This is a genomic window from Neoroseomonas terrae, assembly GCF_018129025.1.
Taxonomy (GTDB): domain Bacteria; phylum Pseudomonadota; class Alphaproteobacteria; order Acetobacterales; family Acetobacteraceae; genus Neoroseomonas; species Neoroseomonas terrae.
In genome coordinates, this window is sequence record NZ_JAAEDI010000005.1 from 205,315 (window position 1) to 218,389 (window position 13,075).

Consider the following 13,075-nt stretch of genomic DNA (forward strand, 5'->3'; position numbering starts at 1 on the left):
CGTTCAGACTCGGTCCTGCAGGCCATCGATGCCGCTGTGCCCGGCGCAATGAGCACAACAGAAAATCCGGCCCTGCGCTTCCACGCCGTGGCCGATGACGCGGCAGTCACAATGCGCGCATCGCGGCGCCACCGTCGCGATCGCGCATTCAAAACTGTCGAAGGTCAGGCGCTGGTCGCCCATCACGACATCGAAGCTTTTGTCGTACTCGTTGCCGCACTTCGCACATACACCCATGTCGCTACTCCCGGCGGCTCGTCGTGGATGCCGGACCTTTCTGGCCTGCTTCCGTGGACGGGTCCTCTGCCTCCGCGGGCACCGGGTCCTTTTGCACCACCTTGCGGCTGGGGTCCGTCAACGACGGCGGATCGCTGGCCGGGAAGGAATCGTCGATCTGGTCGTCCAGCGCGGTGACGATCTTGCGGCTGCTCGGCTTGGGTTGTGCGGCCTTGGCCATCGGAATCTCCCATTCTAGCTGGGCGAATAACGCGGCCGGACCGCGAAAGTTCGGGACACCGGCCGTCAGCACGAACACGTCATCGTCCGCTACTGCCTCCCGAACCCCTCACCGCCGCATGCACAGGCCCATCGCCACGCCGGCCAGCGCAGCAAGGCCGAGCGATGTGAATGGGTTCGCCTGGATCGTCTGGACCGCACGCGTGGCGCATGCGGCGGCGGCCGCCACGGCGTCCTTCGTCGTATCGGCGCCCGCCTGGGCCGCATCCTCGACACGGCGCGCCATCCGGTTGATGTCGTCACTCATCGCCTTGCTCCTCAACGGGTGAGGACTCGACAACGCACCAGGCCCGGCGCGGTTCGTCGCGCCGCGCGTCACGGGTTGGTTAACGACGCTGAGGAGGAGGCCGCATTTTGCGCGAGGCGGCCGCACGCGGGGTTGGCGGCGCGAAGAGGGGCGACGACTGGCGTCCCGCTCCAGGGAGGCCTTAGCGGGAGGAGTAGTACCTTGCAGCGCCGGTGCGGCGATGTCCGTTTCGCGCGTTCAGCGCCGTTCCAGCCCTGGTACCGTCGGGCCCGGTCCTCCGGGCGCCTCATGTCCGCCGCGGGCTTCGTCCTCGGCACCGACAGAGCGCGGTTCAGCGGGGTCGCGATGCCACTTCGCCGCCCATCGGACCTGTTCCAGCAAGCCGGTCAGGAGAACTGACTTGCGCTCGGCCGACGCCTCGAGGCCGCGCATAAGTTCCTCGACATCCTCAGCCGTCATCTGGCGCTGATGCGTCAGAGCACGGATCAGCGATCCACACAGCAAGGCCAGCGCATTCAACGCCTCCTCGTGCTCATCCAGCCGATGCTGATTGTCGCTCACTGAAGCCACCTTCTCACTCGGGCAGCACGACAACGCGCATGGAGGGGATGCGGTTGAAGGTCCAGCCAGGTCCGGCAACGCCCCTGACTGGTTGGTGGAACCGAGCGGGTTCCCCTCCGCCGGCAGTCTCGACGAACATTGACCAACGGCGTTGGAATTTCGGTCGCCGAGTTTCCAACCTCAGCAGGGGTGAACGAGGTCTGGCTTTCAGCCGTGGCGCGCGGTACGCGCTCCGGCCAAACGATTGCAGCTCGGATCCGTTGTCAGATCCCGAAACCCTGGCCCACGGTCACGGTTCAGCTTCCGCCGGCGCCTCCGGGTGATGCAGAGACCATAGCCGCTCGTGGGCGGCTACCAGAGACTGAAGGGTCTGCCGCCGTTCCCTGTCCGGTTGGACGCTCCGTCCTGTAATGATGACATCCTCAGCGACTTGCAGCAGCGCCGCCGCAGCGTCGAGATTCCCCTGGTCGCACGCCTGAGCGAACGCAAGGAGGATCTTGTCGGAAAGGCGTCGTGTCCGCGGCGGGTCGAATCCCGCTTCAGGGCTTTCGTCCGTGGCGCGCACCGCCATCCTGACCTCCCGCTGTTCGAGCCGTGCTTGTTGCTGTACCGATCCTGTCGCAATTATGGATGAACTCCAACAGTTGGCATGAGTTTCTCCGAATCTGGCATCCCTAGCGCGGGCCTGAGATGGCGGCGCCGGGCGGGAATCCTGTCCCAAGGCTGCCAGGGGGCGGTGAGACGAGCAAACGCCGCTGCACGTCCATCAGACGAGAAGCAGCCCCGATTCTCGATGAAGCTGCCAAGGCATGGATTGCCGGAAGCGCGCGTGGTTCGTATCAAGTCCCAATGCAACGTTTGCTCATGGTGGCCTCCCTTTCCTCCCTCTTCGTCGTTCCCGCGCTGGCACAGAATTCGCCACGGCTGTTGGGAAATTTCGGCCAATGGACCGCCGCAGTGGAGGTCGAGCGAGGGCAGAAGCTGTGTTACGCGTTTACAAGGCCGACCCGCATGAGCCATCGACGGAGCGACGTATTCCTGATGGTTTCGCATCAAGGGAGCACCCGCAACGAAGTGGCCCTGGCTGCTGACTACCGGTATCCGCGAGCGGCGCGCGTCCGGATAACGGTGGGTCGAGCGGCATTTCCTCTTGAGGCGGACGGCAGCTTCGCCTTCGCAGCCAACGGGGCGGCGGCCGTAGCCGCATTCCGGCGAGGCGATACGGCAGTGGCCCAGGGTCCGCGGCGTGCCGGGCGGACCGGCACTGTAACCGACACATTCAGCCTTCGCGGCTTCACCGCCGCTTACAATGCGATCAATCGGGAGTGTCCGGCGCGCCGGCGCCGCTGAGAGACGGCGGGGAAATCGGAATGCTCGTTGGATAGGATCGCCAGCGGCTTCTGCTACTTTACGGCAGCACTACTACTGCCCCCGCAGGTCCGGACGCCTCAACAGCCACGGGCGTTCACGCGCAGAAACCTGTGACTGCACGATTCTGCGGCGATCCATGTCGATCGGCGCGACAGGCTTCTGAAGCCGACCAAGCCGTCGGAAGCCGCCGACCTTGCACGTGTTGTTGGCAGTGCCCGAGGCGGTAAGGCGGCCGTGCTGCCGCCTTGCTTTGGTTCATAGGGACCTCGCGGACGGCTGGCAGTTAGATGGCGCAAAGGTGACGCGCCTGCTCGGTGCTGCCGGCGAACGTCAGGCTGCCGTCGCCGTTCATGCCGTGTGGAAGCGGCACGAAGGTCCGATCAATGAGCCAGCATCCTCGTCACAATTGCCTCGGCAGTCCGATGCATGCATCGGCTACGGCGAGCTCACCGCCGTGCTCGTGATTACGCAGAGGGGTGCTGCGCTTTGGCGGGCTGCCGACAAACGCCAAAATCACGCCGCGTTGGTGCTGCTGGGGGGTCTCACCCAGAATGAAGCAGCCCGCACGATGGGCGTTTCGATTGCCACCTTCAAGCGGGTGCTGCGGTCGCGGGAGCGACTGGATAAAGCGGCAGAGTATGCGGCTAGCGCCGTATCGACGTTGAGGGGGAGGTCGGGGTGGTGAGCGAAGCCCCCTTGGGCAAGTGCGATGCTGCCCAAAGCCATCATCCTGGCTGCCGGTTCCTCGTCGCGTTCCTAGTAGCGCGCTAGCTTCGCGCATGCGCCTTACACCCTTGTTACCCGTTGGGATCCAGCGCACCGGCGACGGCATCTTTGTTCCGCTGCGGCAGCAGCTTCATCATCAGGATGAACGCTGCCATCACCAGGCAGATGGCGTTCGTCAGGATGATGGGCCATTCATTGAGAACGACGCCGTAACTCAGCCACAGAGAGAAGGCCGTTACGGTCAGGGTGAACCCTGGCGCCGATATGCTCTTTGTGTCGCGTGTCCGAATGATCTTCCACGCCTGCGGCGCAAAGCTAGTGATAGAGGCCAGCGTTGCGAGTGCACCGAGGATGGCAGCGGCATCGAAGGTCACGGCTCGGTCACCGCCATATCCCGACCTTCCTGAAGAAGGAGCAGTCCACCGCGCAAAGTCGCGGCGGTCGCGAGAGTGGACGCCCCGAGCCACATCACTCTAAGTCGCCTCGGCCGGCGGAAGTAGACGCCGGGCCCGCCGGACGGCTGGGAGGCCAGTTGCCGACCGGGATCGACACTTATCCTTCGACCCTCACCACGACCGTCTTGCCTACGAGCGCGTGCCGCGCGCTGGACCGGTGGGCGATGTAGGCGCGGAAGTAGCGCGTGTCGGCGAAGCGGGCCAATCGGAAGCAGAAACCAGCTTCGCCGTACTCCTCGCGCGCAACGTCATTGGCTAGGCGGCGGGCTGCAATCTCGAGCCGGGATTTGGCGGCGGGGCGGCCAAGCTTCGGCATCATCGCCTCAAAACCAGTCCCACGAGCACGCCGGCGGCCATGGCGGTGAGCACTGACTGGATAGGGCGCTCCTGAATCCTGCGGACGCATCGAATGGCGCATTCCTCGGCGGCCGTTACAACGTCGAGGGCGGCCTCGGCAGTGGCCCTCACGGTCTCTTCGGGGGTCGTCCTGGTGTCGCTCATGGCTGCCTTCGCTGCTTTCGAATCAAGCAACGCGCGGCGATGAAACGGGTTCAACACGCGCGGAAGTTTGCCGTTGTGCTGATCGCAGGGATTGGCGGGTTCTGGATCGTTCGCTCAGCGCCTTGCCGCAGGCCTCACCACGGGCTGCGGTACTTAAAGAACCCGGAGCGGGCGACGGGAATCCGAACCCTCGATGTTCAGCTTGGAAAGCTGAATCAACCCCCACGGATTGCGAAAGTCGAGTCAACGCGATGCGGGTCTATAACGATAGGAGGCTGATGAGCGCTCGTAGATCGACCGGCTTTTCGCACCGGGGCACAGTCTCGTATTCGCGCGGGATTACCCATTGCTCGTAGCCCGTTGCAAAGACGAAGGGTACCTGGCGGAGTTGTAGCGCCTGAGCCACCGGATAGACCTTTTCGCGGGTCAGATTGATGTCGAGGACGGCAGCGTCTATGGCAGCCTCTTTTTCAAGGAGCGCTAAGGCAGCCCTTACCGATCCGACCGGCCCGATCACCGCCGCTCCGAGGCCCTTCAGGGAGCGCGCGAGATCGGCGGCGATCAGGAACTCATCCTCCACGACGAGAATGCGCTGACCGGCCAGCGTGCCCCTACCGTCACTCATCCTGCGCTCCCTCGCGCTCCAATGCCGTCGTGATCCGGCAGTGCACGCCAGTTGGGCCAAACGTCAGCTCAGTCTCGGCACCCATCTGGTACGGCAACGCAGCGCTGATCAGTTCGGTCCCGTAGCCAGGGCGAACTGAGCGAGCCGGCGGCATCGCGACGCCGCTCTCATGCCAGTCCAGTACGAGATGGGGCGCGCCATTGAGATGCTCGATGCGCCAGGTCACATTCAACTTTCCGGAAGCCTGTCCCAGCGCGCCATGCTTGAGCGCGTTCGTCGCCAGTTCGTGGATCGCGAGGGTAAAGGTCTGCGCAGACGCAGCTGGTAGCATCGCCACAGGACCGTTGATGTCGACGTTGCCCATGAGCTCGCCGCCTCCGTGCGCATGCAGCTCCGTCTCGACAATTTCGCGAAGACAGATCGCAGCGCCGTCGCTGCGGGCGAGTAAGCCCTGGACACGCCCCAAAGCGCCCAGCCGCCCGGAAAACTCCGTTGAGAATACTTCGAGCGATGCGCTCATCCGCATCGTGTCGCGCGCGATCGAGCGTATGACGGCAAGGAGATTGCGCGTCCGGTGCTGCAATTCTGCGAGCAGGATCCGCTGTCGCTCCTGCATACCCCGCATCTCATGAACGTCGGTGGAAGTGCCGACCCAGTCACCCTCGCCACTGGTCTCGGGGACTGGCTTCGCGCGGGTCTGATGCCAACGATAGCTGCCGTCCGGGACTCGCCGGATGCGGTGTTCGACGTAGTACTCACCGACACCCTGGGCCGATCGCCATGCGGCGGTGGTCGCCTCCCTATCCTCGGGATGAACCGCCTCCAGCCAACCAAAGCCGAGACTGTCCTGCAGCGAGAGGCCAGTATAGACGATCCACTGCGGGCTGCCCCAAGTACGGCCACCGTCGCCTTTTGTCCGAAAGACGAGCTGAGGGACATTCGTCGCAAGCAACCGGAACAGCGCCTCGCTTTCGCGCCGCCGTTCCTGAGCCGCGCGACGTTCCGTCCGATCGCGAAAAATCTTGACGAAGCCACTGCCGTCCGCGAGGGGCATGACGATGCCGGAACCCCAGAAGCGCGACCCGTCGCTACGCAAGTGCCAGCGCTCGTCGTCTGCTCGTCCCTTGTAAGCAGCCTCCGCTCGCTCGCGAGCGGGAACGCCCGCAGCTCGGTCCTCGGGCGTGAATACAACCTCGGCAGAGCGGCCGATCATATCCTCTTCCCGATAGCCCAGCAGGCGCTCGGCTCCCTTGTTCCAAGACGTGACGTTCCCTTGGAGATCCATGGAGAAGATGGCGAAGTCGGTAGCGCTCTCTACGATCAGGCGGAGCAGTTCGTCGCTGTTCGGTGCGCCGGTTCTCTCCCGCGAGTTCGTCATTCCATCGCGCCAGTGTTCCTGTGGCCGGCCGCGTAGCGGTCCCCACTACAACCGGGAACTGGTGGTGGGGTTCAGGCGCGCGATCCCTCTGCGGAAAGGCGTCTATTTGGCGGGGCAGAATGGCACCCCGCGCGGCAGGGATCCGATTTAGGCGGAGCAGTTGGGGATTGGCGCCCGTGGGGGCCTGGTGCGAGGCCTGCCGGCGGCAACCGAGCGATCACGCACGCCGGCGCCGGTATCCCCAGTGGGTGCCCGCAAAGACCCGACTACGTGTCCCCGCTGCCGAACAGCGTACAAATGCTTGATTTTCTGGAGCGGGCGGGGGGAATCGAACCCCCGACATTCAGCTTGGGAAGCTGACGTTCTACCTCTGAACTACGCCCGCGCCGGAGGTCGCCTCTTATACGGGTCCCCCTCGCGACCCCGCAAGTCGGCTCGGGCGGCTGGAGGCGCCGAGGACGCGCGGCCTCGTCTCAAGCGGCAACCAGTATCCGGAGCCAGCCTTACCCCGGGCGCCCGGACCCAGCGGACGCTGGGTCGCCGCCGTGACGCAGGGTGCCAAGCGAAGGCCGGGATCTGCATCTACCCGGCGGTCGAGGCAGGTCCTGGCCGCGCCAGGCGGAAGGCGACCAACCCCAAGCATCACCTCCTCTGGTCGAGCGAAGCCGACCGTGAGAAGCAGAAGCTGAACCCATCGTCGCTAACGAAAGCAAGCGGAGCGGCCCTAGTCTCGCCCACCGCGTTCGCAGGAAATCCTGGCGCAGGAAATCCTGGCGGCCGCGATCAGGCCACTATGCCAACCCCAACGCCGCAAACAGCCGTGTGCTTGCCGGCCAGACTTCCATCACCTTGGCATGGAAGGTGAGGAACCCAATCACCGCCGCGGCGACCACCGCGATGGACGCGACCCACGCACGGGCCAATGCGGGTGATGGCGGTTCCGGAATCGGGGTCAGCGCCCGCGACGCCAGCGGTTCCGGCCGCGGCCCCGGCGGCGGCCCCAGGTCGATCACGCGCGGCGGCTCCGCCTTCAGTTCCGGCGGGGCTGGGGGCGGTGCCGCTTCCGGCGCCTCGCTCCGCGGCAGCGGGAAATCCGCCCCGCAGCGCGAACAGCGCAGGCTGCGCGCCGGTCCGGCGAGCAACCGGTCGGGCACCTCATAAGCCGCGGCACAGGCGGGGCAGGCGATGCGCATGATCACGCCATCCTCGGTCGCCGTGCACAGCATCGCAAGGTTGAGATGCAGGCGCCAGGCGGGCACAACACCCCTATGGTGCGATTCAGCCGCGTGGCCCTCGCCTATCCTGATCCGCGCGGGCGCCCCGGCCCCGCGGTGCTGCGCGACCTGTCCTTCACCCTGGGCGAAGGCTCCTTCACCTGGCTCCTCGGGCCTTCAGGCGCCGGCAAGACATCGGTGTTGCGGCTGATGCAGGCCGCACTGCGGCCTACGGAGGGGGAGGTCGAACTGCTCGGCATCCCGCTCTCGCGCGCCCGCCGGCGGGACCTGCCGGCGCTCCGCCGGCGAATCGGCACCGTGCACCAGGAATTCCGCCTGCTCTCGCATCTGACCGCCTGGGACAATGTCGCGCTGCCGCTGCGCCTCGCGGGCGTCGCCGAATCGACCGTCCGCGCCGACCTCGCGGAGCTGTTCGACTGGATCGGTCTGGCGGGTAAGGAGGAGCGGCGGCCGGAAGAACTGTCCGGCGGTGAGCAGCAGCGTCTCGTCATCGCCCGCGCCGTCGTCACCCGTCCGGCGCTGCTGGTCGCGGATGAGCCGACCTCGGACCTCGACGCCCGGCAGGCGCGGCGCACCCTCGCCTTGCTGTCGGAGATGAATCGCCAGGGCACGACGGTGGTGGTCGCCACCCACTCCGAGGACCTGCCGGCGCGGTATCCGGCGCGGGCCCTCGCACTCGAGGGCGGGCGGCTGGTGGCTGATGGCTGAACCGCGGCGGCGCTTGGCGCGCGACCCGCTCGGCCTGCGCCGGGCAATGGCCGACCGGCTGCTGATCGGGCTGGTGGCCGCGATGGCGCTGCTCGCCGCGCTGGCGCTGGCGGGGCGGTCAGGCGCGGATCGCCTGGCCGAGCGTTGGCGCGAAGGCGCCCAGGCCGCCGTCACCGTGCAGGTGCCGCAACCGACATCGGAACGGATGGAGCGCGCCCTCGCCGTGCTGCGCGATTTGCCCGAAGTCGCGCACGCGGAAGCGGTGGATCCGGCCCGCATGGCGGAATTGCTGCGCCCTTGGCTCGGCGGTGCGGAGGGCCTGCCGCTGCCCGGCGTGATCGAGTTGCGCCTCGCCGACCTCTCGGCCGATGCGGCGCTGATCGGCGCCCGCGTCGCCATGGAGGTGCCGGGCGCAGTCACCGAGGCGCATGGTGTCTGGGTCGGGCATCTGGCGGCGCTGGCGCGGGCCATCCAGGGGCTGGCGGTGACGGTCCTCGCCCTCGTCGCCGCAGTGGCGGCCGCGGTGGTCGGCGTTGCGGTGCGCGCGGGGCTTTCCGCGCGTCGCGATGCGGTGCTGGTGCTGCACGGGCTCGGCGCGACGGATGCCGATGTTGCGGGGCGCTTCGCGAAGCGCGCCGCCTGGCTCGCCGGCATGGGCGCGGGCCTTGGCACCGTGCTGGCCCTGCCGGCGTTGGCGGGTCTTGCAGCCTTGGCAGGGCCGCTCGCGGGAGAGGGGTCCTGGCAGGGGCTGCCGTGGCTCGACCTCCTGCTGCTGCCGGCGATGGCGGCCGGCGTGGCGTGGGTGGCGACTCAGGCCACCGTGCGGCGCTGGCTGCGGCGGCTGCCGTGACCACCCGAATACGTCCGCGCGGTTGGCGGCAGCGCGTGATGCTCGCGATGGCGGTGCTGCTGCCGGTGGCCTTCCTTGGCGGCTTCGCGGTCTTCGTGGCGCAGGCCTTCGATCCGGCCGAGCCCTCCCCGCGCGACACCGACGGCATCGCGGTGCTGACCGGCGGCAGCGAGCGCATAGCGACCGCGCTTCGCCTGCTGGCCGACGGGCGGGCACCGCGGCTGCTGATCTCCGGCGCGCATCCCGAGGCCGGCTTCGCCGACATCGCCGTGGCAGCCGGGCAGGACCCAGCGCCCTTCGCCGGTCGCGTCGCCGTCGGGCATGCCGCCGCGACGACGCGCGGCAACGCCGTGGAGATCGCGGCCTGGGCCCGCGCCGAGGAAGTGCGATCGCTGCGCGTGGTCACCGCGAGCTATCACATGCCGCGGGCCCTGTTCGAACTGCGGCGCACCCTGCCGAATGTCGAGCTGGTGCCGAACGCCATCGTCCCGACGGCGTTGCGTGATGGCGGGATTTGGCGACGACCCATGGTCTGGGGGCTTCTGCTGGGCGAGTACGGGCGCTACCTGCTGGCGCGCGCCGGCCTTTCGGCGCTGGCAAGCCCACGCCGGGAGACTCGCGATTCATGACCCTGCTGCGCTCGGCGGCGTTCAACGTGTTCTTCATGGGCGGCACCGTGCTGACCGTGCTGGCGGCATTGCCGCTGCTGCTGCTGCCACCGCGCGCGCTGATTGCCTTCATCCGGTGCTGGGCGCGCGCGATGATCGCGGGGCTGCGGGTTATCTGCGGCATTCGGCTCGAGGTGACCGGGCTCGACCACATCCCGCCTGGCGGGTCCATCATCGCGGCGAAGCATCAATCGGCGTTCGACACCATGGTGTGGCTCGTGCTGCTGCCGCGGCCCGCCTACGTGCTGAAGAAGGAACTGCTGGACATCCCGCTCTGGGGGCGGCTTGCGCGGCATTGCGGCCATCTGGGGGTGGACCGGAAGGGCGGCGGCGCGGCGCTGCGCGCCCTGGTGCGCGGCGCGAAGGAACGGCTCGAGGAAGGCCGCCCCGTGGTGATTTTCCCGGAGGGCACCCGCACGACGCCCGGCGAACGCCAGTCCTACCAGCCCGGCGTGGCGGCGATGGCGGCGGCGACCGGCGCACCCGTGGTGCCGGCCGCGACGGATAGCGGCCGGTTCTGGGGGCGTCGCGCCTTCCGCAAGTCCCCCGGCGTGCTCCATGTTTCGGTCCTGCCGGCGCTCCCGGCCGGCATGCCGCGCGGCGCGCTCATGGCCGCGCTGGAACAGGCGATCGAAACCGAAACCGAGCGTCTCATGGCTCATCCCGGGGTATGTGGATAAGTCTGGGGAGAGACGCCTCCTAGCACTTAACTGTGGGGGTCAGGTAGGCAGGTTAACTACCTGAAAAAGACCAATATTTCCAGGCGCTCGGGCTGCTGTGGATGAAGTCGTCCACCGGCGCTGCCACCGCCTACAGCCCAGCATCCTCCGGCACCAGCACGCGCCCTTCCCCGTCCACCCGCGCCGGCACGGCTTCCAGCGATTCCCCGTAGCATGGTCCGGTCGTGCAGAACCCGTCCTCGACGCGAAACCGGGCGCCGTGGGTTGAGCAAAGGACATGCTCCCGCTTCGCATCGAGGAACCGGTCAGGCACCGGATCCAGCGGCACGCCGATATGCGGGCAGGAATTCACATAGACCCAGACCTGATCGCCCCGCCGGATGGCAAACAGCCCCGTGAAGCCGCCGGGGGCGGGCGGAAATCCCTTGGAATTGCCGTCGGGGATGTCGCTCAGCACGCACAGCACGCGCTCCGGCACGCCGCTCACTTGCCCTTCCATCCGCCCATCTTCGACAGGATCTTCCAGTGCTCGGGCGAGATCGGCATGACCGAGAGCCGGGACAGCCTCACCAGCGCGATGCCCTCCAGCGTCGCTTCCTCCTTGATCGTGGCCAGGGTCACGGGCTTCGGCACTGGGCCGACGGCCTTGAAGTCCACGCAAACCCAGGGACTGCCTGCATCCGCGGTCGGATCGGGGTAGGATTCGCGGACCACCTCGACAACGCCGACGATCTCCTTGCCGATGTTGGAATGGTAGAAGAAGGCGCGATCGCCCTTCTTCATGGCCATCAGGTTCGCCTTGGCCTGGTGGTTGCGCACGCCGGTCCAGGGTTCCACCCCGTTCGCCACCTGCTGGTCCCAGGAAAAGGCGTCCGGTTCGGATTTCACCAGCCAATGATTCATTTGGGGGCCCCTGCAATCGACGCGCAGCTTACCCCCCACGCCGGACGCTTCAATAACCGGCGCCGATCCCCTAGTTAGGGCGCGTGGACAGACCCCTGACCCTCGGCCCCGGTGCGGCCGCACCCCGCCCTGCGGGTGGGAGGAACCTGCATCGCTTCGCCAATCCCGGCCGCTTCCTGCGGGCGACGGGCCGGTTGTTGCCCGCGCTGTGGGCGGCGGCGTTGGTCGTGCTCGGCATCGGGCTGGCCTGGGCGCTGCTGTTCTCCCCGCCCGACTGGCAGCAGGGCGAGACGGTGCGGATCATGTACGTCCACGTCCCGATGGCCTGGCTCGCCATGGGCGGGTACACGGCCCTCGCCGTCCTGTCGGCGATGTCGCTGATCTGGCGGCATCCGCTCGCCGACCTCACGGCGCGCGAACTGTCGCCCGTCGGCGCCGCCGCGACGGCGCTCTGCCTCGCCACCGGCAGCCTATGGGGCAAGCCGATGTGGGGCACCTGGTGGGTGTGGGATGCGCGGCTGACCTCGGTGCTGGTGCTGTTCTTCCTCTGGCTCGGCCACGCCGCGCTGGTGCGCGCCTTCGACGACCCGGAACGCGGTGCCCGCGCCGGCGCCATCCTGGCGCTCGTCGGCATCGTCAACGTGCCGATCGTGAAGTTCAGCGTCGATTGGTGGAATACGCTGCACCAGCCCGCCTCCGTCACGCGCTTCGACGCGCCCGGGATGCATGTGGACATCCTCTATCCCCTGCTGGTCTGCGCGCTTGGCTTCACGCTGCTGTTCGCTGCCGTGGTGCTTTCCCGCACCCGCGCCGCCGTCATGGAACGCCGCGTGCGCGCGCTGCAGCTCGCCCGCGCCCGGCGTGAGGACGGAGCCGCCGCATGACCCTGCATTGGTGGCACGTCGTCGTCTCGTATCTGCTGACCCTCGCGGTGTTTGGGGCGCTCGCCTTCGGCGCCGCGATGCGCCACCGGGCCGCGAAGCGGATGCTGGCGCGGCTCGACCCGCGCGGGAACCGGCCATGACTTGCGCCGCGTCAAGGCGCCGCCGGGAAAGCGCCGGTATTGGCCGGGGCCAGCACGCCGCACAGGCCCCCGAGGCATAGCCCCATGACCCGCAAGAAGCGCCGACTGATGGTCCTGCTGCTCGCAGGCCTCGGCCTCGGCACCGCCACCGCGCTCACGCTCACTGCGTTCCAGGACAACCTCGTCTTCTTCCTCTCGCCCTCCGACGTGATGGCGCAGCGCCCGACGGGCGAGCGCGCCTTCCGTCTCGGCGGCCTGGTGGAGACGGGGTCCGTCGAACGCCGCACCGGCAGCGACGGCCGCCCGGCCGCCGCATTCCGCGTCACCGATGGCCCGAACGCCATCAGCGTAACCTATAGCGGCGTGCTGCCAGACCTGTTCCGCGAAGGGCAGGGCGTCGTCACCCTCGGCCGCCTGCTGCCGGACGGCAGCTTCCGCGCCACTGAGGTACTGGCCCGGCACGACGAAACCTACATGCCACCCGAAGTCGCCGACGCGCTGCGCCGCGCCGGGCACTGGAACCCCAGCGAAGGCGCCGCTCCCCCGGCCGCGAGCTGGAATACGGCCCCTCGCGAGGGACGGAGCGGCGGGTGATGCGGATTTCCGGCAGGGCCGAGCCACGAGCGA

The 13,075-nt window shown here is 67.8% G+C and carries 21 protein-coding genes and 1 tRNA gene; 9 read left to right on the forward strand and 13 right to left on the reverse strand.

Going from position 1 to position 13,075, the window contains the following annotated elements:
- Positions 1-3 precede the first annotated feature (3 nt).
- The 5 genes from GXW78_RS06185 to GXW78_RS06205 all read right to left on the reverse strand — a co-directional run bounded on the left by GXW78_RS06185 (position 4) and on the right by GXW78_RS06205 (position 1,895).
- Positions 4-237, reverse strand: coding sequence for a hypothetical protein (locus GXW78_RS06185; protein ID WP_211867024.1), 234 nt, complete (start codon positions 235-237; stop codon positions 4-6).
- Between the two features lie 4 nt (positions 238-241).
- Positions 242-535 carry a hypothetical protein gene (locus tag GXW78_RS06190; RefSeq protein ID WP_211867025.1) on the reverse strand — a complete coding sequence of 98 codons (294 nt, stop codon included), beginning with the start codon at positions 533-535 and terminating at the stop codon, positions 242-244.
- A 30-nt stretch (positions 536-565) separates the two neighbouring features.
- Positions 566-763: a hypothetical protein gene (locus GXW78_RS06195; RefSeq protein WP_211867027.1), complete on the reverse strand. Its 198-nt coding sequence runs from the start codon at positions 761-763 to the stop codon at positions 566-568.
- Between the two features lie 237 nt (positions 764-1,000).
- Positions 1,001-1,324 (reverse strand): hypothetical protein, encoded by a 324-nt coding sequence (locus GXW78_RS06200; protein ID WP_211867029.1) that lies wholly within the window; start codon positions 1,322-1,324, stop codon positions 1,001-1,003.
- Positions 1,325-1,613: 289 nt separating this feature from the next.
- Complete coding sequence (locus GXW78_RS06205; RefSeq protein ID WP_211867031.1) at positions 1,614-1,895, reverse strand: hypothetical protein; 282 nt, start codon at positions 1,893-1,895, stop codon at positions 1,614-1,616.
- A 293-nt stretch (positions 1,896-2,188) separates the two neighbouring features.
- On the opposite strand from GXW78_RS06205, the gene GXW78_RS28595 reads away from it, so the two are divergent.
- Both GXW78_RS28595 and GXW78_RS06210 read left to right on the forward strand, forming a co-directional pair.
- A complete protein-coding gene (locus GXW78_RS28595) occupies positions 2,189-2,674 on the forward strand; it encodes an invasion associated locus B family protein (protein ID WP_408904168.1) in 486 nt (161 codons plus the stop codon).
- A gap of 319 nt (positions 2,675-2,993) precedes the next feature.
- Complete coding sequence (locus tag GXW78_RS06210; protein ID WP_211867033.1) at positions 2,994-3,380, forward strand: antitoxin Xre-like helix-turn-helix domain-containing protein; 387 nt, start codon at positions 2,994-2,996, stop codon at positions 3,378-3,380.
- Between the two features lie 112 nt (positions 3,381-3,492).
- Here the strand turns inward: GXW78_RS06210 and GXW78_RS06215 are convergent, their stop codons facing one another.
- The 6 genes from GXW78_RS06215 to GXW78_RS06240 all read right to left on the reverse strand — a co-directional run bounded on the left by GXW78_RS06215 (position 3,493) and on the right by GXW78_RS06240 (position 7,639).
- The gene (locus GXW78_RS06215; protein ID WP_211867035.1) at positions 3,493-3,795 is read right to left on the reverse strand and encodes a SemiSWEET family sugar transporter; all 303 of its coding nucleotides are present in this window, start codon (positions 3,793-3,795) and stop codon (positions 3,493-3,495) included.
- Between the two features lie 178 nt (positions 3,796-3,973).
- A complete protein-coding gene (locus GXW78_RS06220; protein ID WP_211867037.1) occupies positions 3,974-4,195 on the reverse strand; it encodes a hypothetical protein in 222 nt (73 codons plus the stop codon).
- Between the two features lie 441 nt (positions 4,196-4,636).
- Positions 4,637-5,002: a response regulator gene (locus GXW78_RS06225; protein ID WP_211867039.1), complete on the reverse strand. Its 366-nt coding sequence runs from the start codon at positions 5,000-5,002 to the stop codon at positions 4,637-4,639.
- On the reverse strand, positions 4,995-6,380 hold the full coding sequence (locus tag GXW78_RS06230; RefSeq protein WP_211867041.1) for a sensor histidine kinase: 1,386 nt from the start codon (positions 6,378-6,380) through the stop codon (positions 4,995-4,997). Before GXW78_RS06230 ends, GXW78_RS06225 begins: the two co-directional genes overlap by 8 nt.
- A 310-nt stretch (positions 6,381-6,690) precedes the next feature.
- Positions 6,691-6,765, reverse strand: a tRNA-Gly gene (locus GXW78_RS06235).
- 406 nt (positions 6,766-7,171) lie between these two features.
- Positions 7,172-7,639, reverse strand: coding sequence for a zinc-ribbon domain-containing protein (locus tag GXW78_RS06240; protein ID WP_211867043.1), 468 nt, complete (start codon positions 7,637-7,639; stop codon positions 7,172-7,174).
- 9 nt (positions 7,640-7,648) lie between these two features.
- Here GXW78_RS06240 and GXW78_RS06245 point away from each other — a divergent pair, with 9 nt between their 5' ends.
- From GXW78_RS06245 to GXW78_RS06260, 4 genes are read left to right on the forward strand one after another with little or no spacing between them, the layout of a single operon-like run.
- Positions 7,649-8,323: a cell division ATP-binding protein FtsE gene (locus tag GXW78_RS06245; protein WP_211867045.1), complete on the forward strand. Its 675-nt coding sequence runs from the start codon at positions 7,649-7,651 to the stop codon at positions 8,321-8,323.
- A complete protein-coding gene (locus GXW78_RS06250; protein WP_211867047.1) occupies positions 8,316-9,173 on the forward strand; it encodes a cell division protein FtsX in 858 nt (285 codons plus the stop codon). The genes GXW78_RS06245 and GXW78_RS06250 overlap by 8 nt, the downstream gene beginning before the upstream one ends.
- A complete protein-coding gene (locus GXW78_RS06255; RefSeq protein ID WP_338147697.1) occupies positions 9,170-9,802 on the forward strand; it encodes a YdcF family protein in 633 nt (210 codons plus the stop codon). The genes GXW78_RS06250 and GXW78_RS06255 overlap by 4 nt, the downstream gene beginning before the upstream one ends.
- The gene (locus GXW78_RS06260) at positions 9,799-10,521 is read left to right on the forward strand and encodes a lysophospholipid acyltransferase family protein (RefSeq protein ID WP_211867049.1); all 723 of its coding nucleotides are present in this window, start codon (positions 9,799-9,801) and stop codon (positions 10,519-10,521) included. The genes GXW78_RS06255 and GXW78_RS06260 overlap by 4 nt, the downstream gene beginning before the upstream one ends.
- Before the next feature lie 130 nt (positions 10,522-10,651).
- On the opposite strand, the gene GXW78_RS06265 is transcribed toward GXW78_RS06260, so the two are convergent.
- Together GXW78_RS06265 and GXW78_RS06270 are read right to left on the reverse strand one after the other, a co-directional pair.
- Positions 10,652-11,008, reverse strand: coding sequence for a Rieske (2Fe-2S) protein (locus GXW78_RS06265; RefSeq protein WP_338147698.1), 357 nt, complete (start codon positions 11,006-11,008; stop codon positions 10,652-10,654).
- On the reverse strand, positions 11,005-11,424 hold the full coding sequence (locus tag GXW78_RS06270) for an EVE domain-containing protein (protein WP_211867053.1): 420 nt from the start codon (positions 11,422-11,424) through the stop codon (positions 11,005-11,007). Before GXW78_RS06270 ends, GXW78_RS06265 begins: the two co-directional genes overlap by 4 nt.
- A gap of 83 nt (positions 11,425-11,507) precedes the next feature.
- Between GXW78_RS06270 and GXW78_RS06275 the strand changes: the two genes are divergently transcribed.
- The 3 genes from GXW78_RS06275 to ccmE all read left to right on the forward strand — a co-directional run bounded on the left by GXW78_RS06275 (position 11,508) and on the right by ccmE (position 13,042).
- Entirely contained in the window at positions 11,508-12,308 is an 801-nt protein-coding gene (locus GXW78_RS06275; RefSeq protein ID WP_408904169.1) for a heme ABC transporter permease, read from the forward strand.
- The gene (gene ccmD / locus GXW78_RS06280) at positions 12,305-12,448 is read left to right on the forward strand and encodes a heme exporter protein CcmD (protein ID WP_211867055.1); all 144 of its coding nucleotides are present in this window, start codon (positions 12,305-12,307) and stop codon (positions 12,446-12,448) included. The genes GXW78_RS06275 and ccmD overlap by 4 nt, the downstream gene beginning before the upstream one ends.
- 84 nt (positions 12,449-12,532) lie before the next feature.
- Positions 12,533-13,042 carry a cytochrome c maturation protein CcmE gene (ccmE, locus tag GXW78_RS06285; RefSeq protein ID WP_211867057.1) on the forward strand — a complete coding sequence of 170 codons (510 nt, stop codon included), beginning with the start codon at positions 12,533-12,535 and terminating at the stop codon, positions 13,040-13,042.
- Positions 13,043-13,075: the final 33 nt, after the last annotated feature.